Here is a 1,589-nt window from a genome sequence, read left to right as displayed (position 1 = left end):
GCAGGCGCAAACCCTGGGGGTGATGACGGCGATGGGGGAGTCCAGCCTGATCAACCTCGACCACGGCGACACCGCCGGGCCGGACAGTCGCGGCCTGTTTCAGCAACGCGCCAACTGGGGATCCCTCGCGGAGCGGATGGACCCCGCTACCTCGGCCCGGCTGTTCTTCCAACGCCTGACCGCGCTGACCGGGTGGGAGACGATGGCGCCGTCGGCGGCGGCATCCGCTGTGCAGATTAACGCCGACCCGGAACATTACGCACCGTTCTTCGCGCCAGCGACCGACGTCGTCACCGCACTGACCGCGAGTGCTGGCGGCGCCTGTGGTGTTGCTGGTGGGGATGCGGTCGGGCTGGCGCAGCAGCTCGTCACCGCCGCTGACAACGGGCAGCTGCGTGGCCTGGTCCCGGATCATCTGAAGGAGATCCGGTGGATCGCCAGTGGGCAGACCGTCCCGGACTGTGGGATTGACACCCGCATCCTGCAGGTGATGGTCCTGGCTGTGAACAAGTTTCACCAGGTCGGTGTCAGCGACATTAACCGCAAATGCACCGGGCAACTCCTCGGCGCCGGCACTCAGTCGTCGCACTGGATCAATGGCGGTGGAGGAGCCGTTGACTTCTATTCCCTTGGCGGTCGCAGCCTCACCGGGGCCGACGGCCAGTCCCTGCGTCTGATCGGACTGCTCGACCCGGTCATGCCTACCGGGGCACGGATCGGGCAGGCAGACTGCCGGCGGGAGGCGGGCATCAACTTGGCGGTGGTGCACTTCACCCAGTTCGATGACACGTGCAATCACCTGCACCTCGATGTCGCGTTCACCGATGATCCGATGACCGTTGGATAACCGGGAGGCCCCACCCACGTCAGGGGTGATGTTTGTTCGTTCGAGGAGCCTGCTGGCCCGGGCGGGCGCTGACCAACGTGCGCACGGTGTGCCGACCGGTGGGACAACTGGGCTCGGCGTTCCCTCCGGTCGCTTATTTCCTCACCCACTGGCCCGACCCCTCGGTTCCGCACTTATGGTCGCTTCCTCCCGGGCACAGCGAACCTCCGCTACCGAAAAGCACCACCCCGACAGCGTGAGTAAAAAGGAGGCCCGCGATGAACGAAACAGTCGGCGTCATCGTCTACACGAAACCGAACTGCCAGCCGTGCCGGATGACCAAACTCGCCCTCGACAAGCAGGGCATCAGCTACACCGTCGTCGACCTCACTGAAACACCTGCCGCTCTCACTTACGTGCAAGATGAACTCGGCTACAGCAGCGCTCCCATCGTCGTCATCGACGACCACAACCACTGGGCCGGCTTCCGCCCCGACCTCATCACCAAAATCGGCCACTAACCCCGCGGACCGATCGACGAGGCCCGCGGCAACAGGGCCACGCGTCTGGAAGGGAAGCGACCAGGAGCGCGCCGCGGGGAGCCACCAGCAGGGTGATCACCGCTCGGCGCGAGAGCTCGTCAACCTCGGCGTGCTCAACCTCGTGAATCAGTGGTCGCACCTCGGCGACGCCGGCTAACACCAGACGCAACCCCATGGGGACCGGGGGAGACCCTGCGGGTCCTTGGACCGCTGCGCGGACG

General features: G+C 65.8%; 2 protein-coding genes. Both read left to right on the top strand.

Annotated features, from left to right (window positions below; translation table 11 throughout):
* Positions 1–847 (top strand): hypothetical protein (locus CXY78_RS20870; protein ID WP_158253219.1); only part of this gene is annotated, 847 nt, incomplete at its 5' end.
* 257 nt (positions 848–1,104) lie between these two features.
* Positions 1,105–1,347: a glutaredoxin family protein gene (locus CXY78_RS00055; protein ID WP_104087432.1), complete on the top strand. Its 243-nt coding sequence runs from the start codon at positions 1,105–1,107 to the stop codon at positions 1,345–1,347.
* Positions 1,348–1,589: the final 242 nt, after the last annotated feature.

Source organism: Cryobacterium sp. N19 (genome assembly GCF_002929595.1).
In the GTDB taxonomy this organism is placed as follows: Bacteria; Actinomycetota; Actinomycetes; order Actinomycetales; family Microbacteriaceae; genus Cryobacterium; species Cryobacterium flavum.
This window is presented reverse-complemented; position numbering and strand designations above follow the sequence as displayed.